The sequence below is a fragment of the Kribbella albertanoniae genome, assembly GCF_004348455.1.
GTDB classification, from domain to species: Bacteria; Actinomycetota; Actinomycetes; order Propionibacteriales; family Kribbellaceae; genus Kribbella; species Kribbella albertanoniae.
The window spans coordinates 1-6017 of record NZ_SMKA01000396.1; the positions used below are offsets into that span (position 1 = coordinate 1).

At 68.2% G+C, this 6017-nt stretch carries 6 protein-coding genes; 1 reads left to right on the forward strand and 5 read right to left on the reverse strand.

Annotation, left to right across the window (positions count from 1 at the left end):
• The 5 genes from E1261_RS47010 to E1261_RS42535 all read right to left on the reverse strand — a co-directional run.
• On the reverse strand, positions 1-1471 hold a 1471-nt coding region (locus E1261_RS47010; RefSeq protein ID WP_132415645.1), incomplete at its 3' end, for a TrbL/VirB6 family protein.
• A gap of 1 nt (position 1472) precedes the next feature.
• Complete coding sequence (locus E1261_RS42520; RefSeq protein WP_132415647.1) at positions 1473-2381, reverse strand: hypothetical protein; 909 nt, start codon at positions 2379-2381, stop codon at positions 1473-1475.
• Positions 2381-3223: a DUF8175 domain-containg protein gene (locus E1261_RS42525; protein WP_132415649.1), complete on the reverse strand. Its 843-nt coding sequence runs from the start codon at positions 3221-3223 to the stop codon at positions 2381-2383. Before E1261_RS42525 ends, E1261_RS42520 begins: the two co-directional genes overlap by 1 nt.
• A gap of 29 nt (positions 3224-3252) precedes the next feature.
• Positions 3253-3531, reverse strand: a complete 279-nt coding sequence (locus E1261_RS42530; protein WP_132415651.1) for a conjugal transfer protein TrbC — start codon at positions 3529-3531, stop codon at positions 3253-3255.
• A 14-nt stretch (positions 3532-3545) separates the two neighbouring features.
• Positions 3546-4163, reverse strand: a complete 618-nt coding sequence (locus E1261_RS42535; RefSeq protein ID WP_132415653.1) for a DUF6668 family protein — start codon at positions 4161-4163, stop codon at positions 3546-3548.
• A gap of 253 nt (positions 4164-4416) precedes the next feature.
• Here E1261_RS42535 and E1261_RS42540 point away from each other — a divergent pair, with 253 nt between their 5' ends.
• Positions 4417-5865: a hypothetical protein gene (locus E1261_RS42540; protein WP_132415655.1), complete on the forward strand. Its 1449-nt coding sequence runs from the start codon at positions 4417-4419 to the stop codon at positions 5863-5865.
• Positions 5866-6017: the final 152 nt, after the last annotated feature.

Consider the following 6017-nt stretch of genomic DNA (forward strand, 5'->3'; position numbering starts at 1 on the left):
CACTGGAGCCCTGCGGTGCGTCGTCGCCGAGGGTCTCCTTCGCGGCAGTTTCGCCGATCTGCTTGGTCGCCTTGACCCCGGCCGCGACGATCGCGATCGGTGCCGCCACCGCGGCCGCCGGACCTGCAGCCGCTGCTGCGCCTCCAGCTGCCGCACCACCTCCAGCTGCCGCACCACCACCTGCAGCCGCGCCACCACCTGCAGCACCGCCCGCGCCGGCGCCAGCGCCAGCGCCGGCCGTGGGCGGCGGTGCGCCGCCACCGGTCGGTGCTCCACCCTTCGGTCCACCGCTCGAACCCGCCTGCTGCTTGGCCTTGCCGACGTTCTTGGCGCCGCTCGGGCCGTCACCGCCGCCGCCCTCGCTACCGCTGCCGCCCTCGCCCTGCAGTGAGTCCTGCATCTTGCCGGCCAACTTGTCGGCGCCGACCATCTTGGCCGCGATCATGCCGGCGCCCGCGTTGCCGGCCGTCGCGGCGACCATCGGAACGATGAACCGCATCAGGCCGGGCAGCGCGAACAGCGCGAGGACCAGCAGCGTCAGACCGGTGACCATGTTCATCACCGAGGTCGCCGCCGCATCACCGTCGGCGAAATTCAGGCCCTGGCCGTTGTTCGAGGTCAATCTGATCGCGGTCGCATAGATGATCGCGGCCACCGGTTTATAGAGGATGAAGGCGAGCATCCAGCCGAGCAGCTTCTTGAACCAGTTCCGGCCCATCTCGGTGTGCGTGGCGGCCGCCGCGATCGGCAGCACGCCGACCAGCAGGATCAGCAGCGCACTGCGCACCACCATCAGCACGATCTGGATCACCCCGGCGATGATCGCCAGGATGCCGATCGCGATCGCCAGCCCGATGCCGATCGGCCCGACCGTCCGCGAGACGGCCAGCATCGCGACCATCGCGCCACCGAAACTCTTCGCCTTGCCGTCCGGGCCGATCTCCCGCACCAGGTCGCCGGGGTCGCACTTCCACGGGGAGTTCGGATCGTCGAACAAGGAGGTGGTGACGATGCACCGGGAGAACCGGTCCCCGAACTCGATCAGCAACTGGGTGACACCGACCGCCAGCGCCGAGGCGACGCCGAGCGTGAGCAGCGAGCGCAGGATGTCCCGGATCGACTCACCGCGCTGGGTGTAGGCCAGCTTGATACAGGCGACCAGGACGCCGAGGACGGCGACGAAGAAGGCGATGTACTGCGTGTGGTCCCACATCCACTGCACGGTGCCGCTGGCGGGCCGGCCCGCCTCCCGGCTCTCCGGGTCCTTACCGACCGGCACGGTGTCGACGTACACCCAGAAGGTGCCGATCGTCCCCATGATCACTGTCACGGCCGAGGAGATCGCATCGAGAATCGGCTGGAAGATCATGCCAATCAACCACTTCACTTGGTCGCCGATCCAGTCCTTGATGGCCTGCCACACACAGTCCAGCCAGCTGCCGCAGAGCGGGATCAGGTAGAGGGGGCTCATATCAGGACGTCTTCGGCGAGACGAAACGGAGGATGGCCGGTAGTGCGACCACGGCGAGCAGCATCATGGTGATGCCCATCATGAGGTTCATCAGCTGTGGTGTTCCCTCTTCCGCCGTCACCCCTTCGGGGACGGCCGGCGTCGAGATCATCGTGATGGCGGCCGCGTAGATCAGCGCGGCCACGGGTTTGTAGATGATGAAGCCGCCCAGCCAGGCCAGTGATCGCTTGAACCACATCATCCCCACTTCGGTGTTCGTCGCGGCCGCGGTCAGCGGGAAGATCCCGACCAGCAGGATCAGCATCCCGTATCTGACGATCATCAGCGCGAGCTGGATGATCGCCGTGATCACCATCAGGATCCCGATGAAGATGACCAGGGCGAAGCCCAGTACCTCCCCGGGGTCCTTGAGTGGATCGACCATCGTCAGCGTGAGCTCTTTGGCGAAGTCGTGGTCGTTGGCGGCCAGGGCGCGGCCGATGATCCAGGACGAGAACTGGTCGGAGGCGTTGATCAGGGTCGAGGTGACGAACAGCAGACCCGCGTTCACGACGACCATCGTGAGCAGCGCCTTGAGGATGTCGCGCAGCGGCTCGCCGCGGTGCGAGACCGCCATCTGGATCGCGCCGATGATGACCGCGATGGTGGCCACCGCGATCATGATGTACGTCGTTCGTCCGTGCACCCACCAGACCGTGCCGCTCTGGCCGATGTCCGGCGTATCGATGTAGATCCAGAGGAAGCCGACGGCCTTCATCACCGCCTCGACGGCCGCGATGATCACGTCGGCGATTGCCTTCAGCAACAACTTGAAGATCGGCGTCAGTGTCCGCTGGACCACCTCGCCGAGGAACTCCTCGACACAGTCGTCCCAGTCCCAGGGCGCGAGCGAACAACCTAGGACGATCATCAGGCCCCCTGGAATCCGACGTAGCTCTCCAGTGAGCCGAGCAGGTCCGGCTGGGTGCTGCCGTTGAAGCTGCCGTCGGGCTGCAGCTTGCCCTTCCAGTCCTTGCCGGTCCAGACCATCGTGACCGGCAGCGCGCCGATGGTGCGCTCGTCGAAGCGGACGGCGATCGAGATGATCGCCCGGTCCGGCTCGTAGTCGATCACCTTGAAGCCGGCGAACTGACCCGACCGGTTCTCGTCCCGCGGGGTCGGGGTGGCGCGGTTCTGCGCGACGGCGGCGTCCCGGCCCGGCCCCGGGGCGACCCGGGTGGCCAGTACGTCGGCGGTCAGCGCAGGGTTCTTGATCTGGGCCAGCAGCACGAACGTGGCGAACACTGCGCCGGTCGGCGAGTGTGCGAAACAGGAGCGCACACCGTTGCGGTCCATCGCGGCCGGTCCGGCCTGCTGCTGGAGCGGGAACAGCATGTCGCTCTCGAACTGCCAGGTGACACCCACCGGTGCCACCCGCGGAATCCCCTGCGGCGGCTTGGCGGTCTTGCAGCCACCACTCCCGAGGACCGGGGGCTTGGGCGTCGGCGTACTGGTGGTGGTGGGATCAGGTGTCGCCGGCGGCCCGGTCGGATCCTCGGTGGGTCGACCGGTCGGATCGGTCACCGTCGGCAGCGGCGTCGGCGACGGCTGTGCCTCAGGTGTCGTGTCCCGGGTGAACACCCAGAGCAGCGCACAGATCACCACCGCGCCGAGGATGACGGCGCCGGCGACGAACCCCCGCTCCTGCCAGAAGCCGGTCGATTCGTCACCGCCGTCGTCGTCGGAGCCGGAACTCCTGCTGAACAGCCCCACCGTCGATCAGACTCCCGTCGGGGACGCTGTCAGTTGCCCTGGAGCGCGCCGACGAGCAGCGACGCGGAACCGATCACGATGCAGGCCGCCAGCACCCATCCGAGCCGGGCGGCGTGCTCGCCGCCTTCACCACGGCGCTGGCCGACCGCCATCATCGCGCCGGCGATCAGGATGCCCAGGACGCAGATGGTGAAGGCGATCCAGCGCACCCAGTCGATGACGAGATCGAGCTTCTCCGCACCCGGGGGCCGCTGGCCGCCGAGCGGGAGCAAGGAGGGAACCTCCGAGATCAGGTGTGCCAACATCATCGAAGTACAGCCTTTCAGTACGGGGCGGGATAGTCCGCTGGGTTGGACGCGCGAAGAGCGTAGATGGATTCAAGAACTTCGAAAACCTCGTCAGGGGTGTTCTCGGGCGTGGGAGCCTCCCCTCTGCGCCACTCCTCGATCCAGGGAAGTTCCCAGACTCTGGGGACGCCACCGCCGACGATGTCGGCGAAGTCGTCGAGCACCCGGGGCAGCCGGCCTGAAGCGTCCGCGATCAGTACCAGGCCGAGCACGGCCACTCCTTGTACGACGCCGGACGCCCACTCGGTCGCCGCCCGCTGCGCGGCACGCAGGCCGGAGCCGTTCGTCCGGGCGACCAGGATCACCGGGGTCGGCACCGGCGGCGGCGGGATCGGCCAGCGGTGATTGGCCGCGCGGGTCCCCGGCAGCAGCTGCGCCATCGTCGACTCGCCGGCACCGCCGTGCGCTCCGACCCACCACAACGTGTCGGCCGCCGGAATCGCGAACTTCGGCAGCCGCTGGTCCTCCGCGGGCGCCGGAACACCGTGCTGGGGCGCGGACGGGCCCCGTGGCGACAGGTTCGCAGCCTGGGCGGGTCCCGGCGCCGGACCCGGTTCCGGCTGTTGTTGCCGGGTCCACGGATTCTGCGTCATGAGACCTCCTCTCCCGCTGCGTCACTGGCTGCCGCCCACAGTATTGTCTCGCTTTCCGGGTGTACGTTCGTGACCCATCCACAGGCGAGGATGTTTCTACCCCCTTGTCGGGGTCAGTGGAGCCGGCGGGCTCCACGGGGTTTCTGCCTGCCGGAAGTCTCCTGGCATGCCTTCGGGTGCGGGGGACATGCTAGAACGAGTGCGTCGGCTCCGGATGAACGAGGGAGATCTGTGGCGGGAATGAGAGGTCATCGTGGCTGAGAAGATCCCGTCCTGGCCAAAGGTCACGATTCGGCTTTACGACGACCACAACGCCGAGGTCAAGATCGCAGGCCGCGGCCACCCGGTCAACCACCACGATCCGCGGCAGGCCGCGATCGCGTTGGTGGCCGAGCGCGCGGCGCAGCTCGGCCGGCCGATGAAGGCGACCGCGGTCGAGGCCGACGGCACGTCCTGGCCCTTGGTGATCCACCCCGACGGTGAGGTCGAGGCCGTCCAGGCGCAGACCCGCAAGCGCGGTAGCGGCGGGGGTGGCGGCGGAGGCGGAGGCGGCGGCAACGCGCAGAAGCCGATCTGGCCGATCATCGTCGCGTTCGCGATGGCCGGCGTACTGATCTTCGGCACCGTTCTGTATCTGCAGGTCTTCCGCAAGTCGGGCGGTGCTCCGGTCGCGAAGACCGAGCCGGGCAAGCTGCCCCCGCTGCCCGAGCCGAGTGTCGCGCCGGACCAGTTCTCCGCCCGCCCGGTCCCGCCGGGCTGGTCGACCAAGGCCGACTGGTCGGTCGACATCGCCGCGAACACCACGCCCGCGGTGTCACCGGACGGCAGTCAGGTCGCGATCCTGACCTCCGACCACAAGGTCGCGGTCTTCAACAGCGACGGCAAGGTGCAGTGGCAGGACAAGGTGCCGAACGGCGCCGAGAGCCCGGTCTACACCACCATCGACGGCAAGCCCGTGCTGGCCGTGGCGTCCGAGGACACCTTGTACTACTGGCCTGGCGACGGCCTCGAGGCGATCGAGGTCGAGCTGCCGAACTCGTCAGCCGTCCAGTTCTTCGGTACGTCGCCCCTCGTCGACCTGGCCGGTGACGCCGGAGCCAGCGTGGTGACCGGCAGCGAGCTGAAGACGGTTCCGAACCAGCCGCGGCTGTCGACCGTGCTGCTTGCCCAAGGCACCAAGGCGCTGATCGCCCGGTACGCCGGACCGTTGTACTGGAGCGAGCCGGGCAAGGACCTGCAGGAGGTCGAACTCAAGAAGCCGGGCGGCGGCAAGGACATCGAGCGGGTGGTTGCCGCGAGCCCGGAGCTCGTCCTGACGTTCTACACGAACGGCAAGAAGGACGAGGTGATCCCGACCGTGCAGTCGACCGCGACCGGTGCGGTCGTCGCCACCTGCCGCGCCACGAACGTGAACGACGCCCAGAACTGGCAGTGGCTGCCGGACCCGAGCCGGAAGATCGCCGCCTGGGGTGCGTGCCTGATCAACTTCAGCAACGGCCGCACGTCGATCTACCCGAACTTCCGCCCGTACTCGATCACCGGACCGACAATCTTCGGTACGACGGGCAGCAACCTGATCGCCATCACCCCAGGCGGCAAGGCGCACGCGCTGCCCGCCGACACCGCCCGCCCGTGGGGTATCGCGGGCAGCCACGCGATCGTCCTGCACGACTCGGTCGTCTACGCACTGGCCAAGAAGTGAAGCGCCTCCTAGCCATCCTCGCCACCGGCACGCTAGCCGCGGCCACCTGCCTAACCCCGGCAGCGGCCACCGAGGACGACCCAACCCCAGCCAAGTACCCCAAGATCCAACGCCCACCCACCGGCAACGCCAGCGACCCCCTCCCCGTGCGC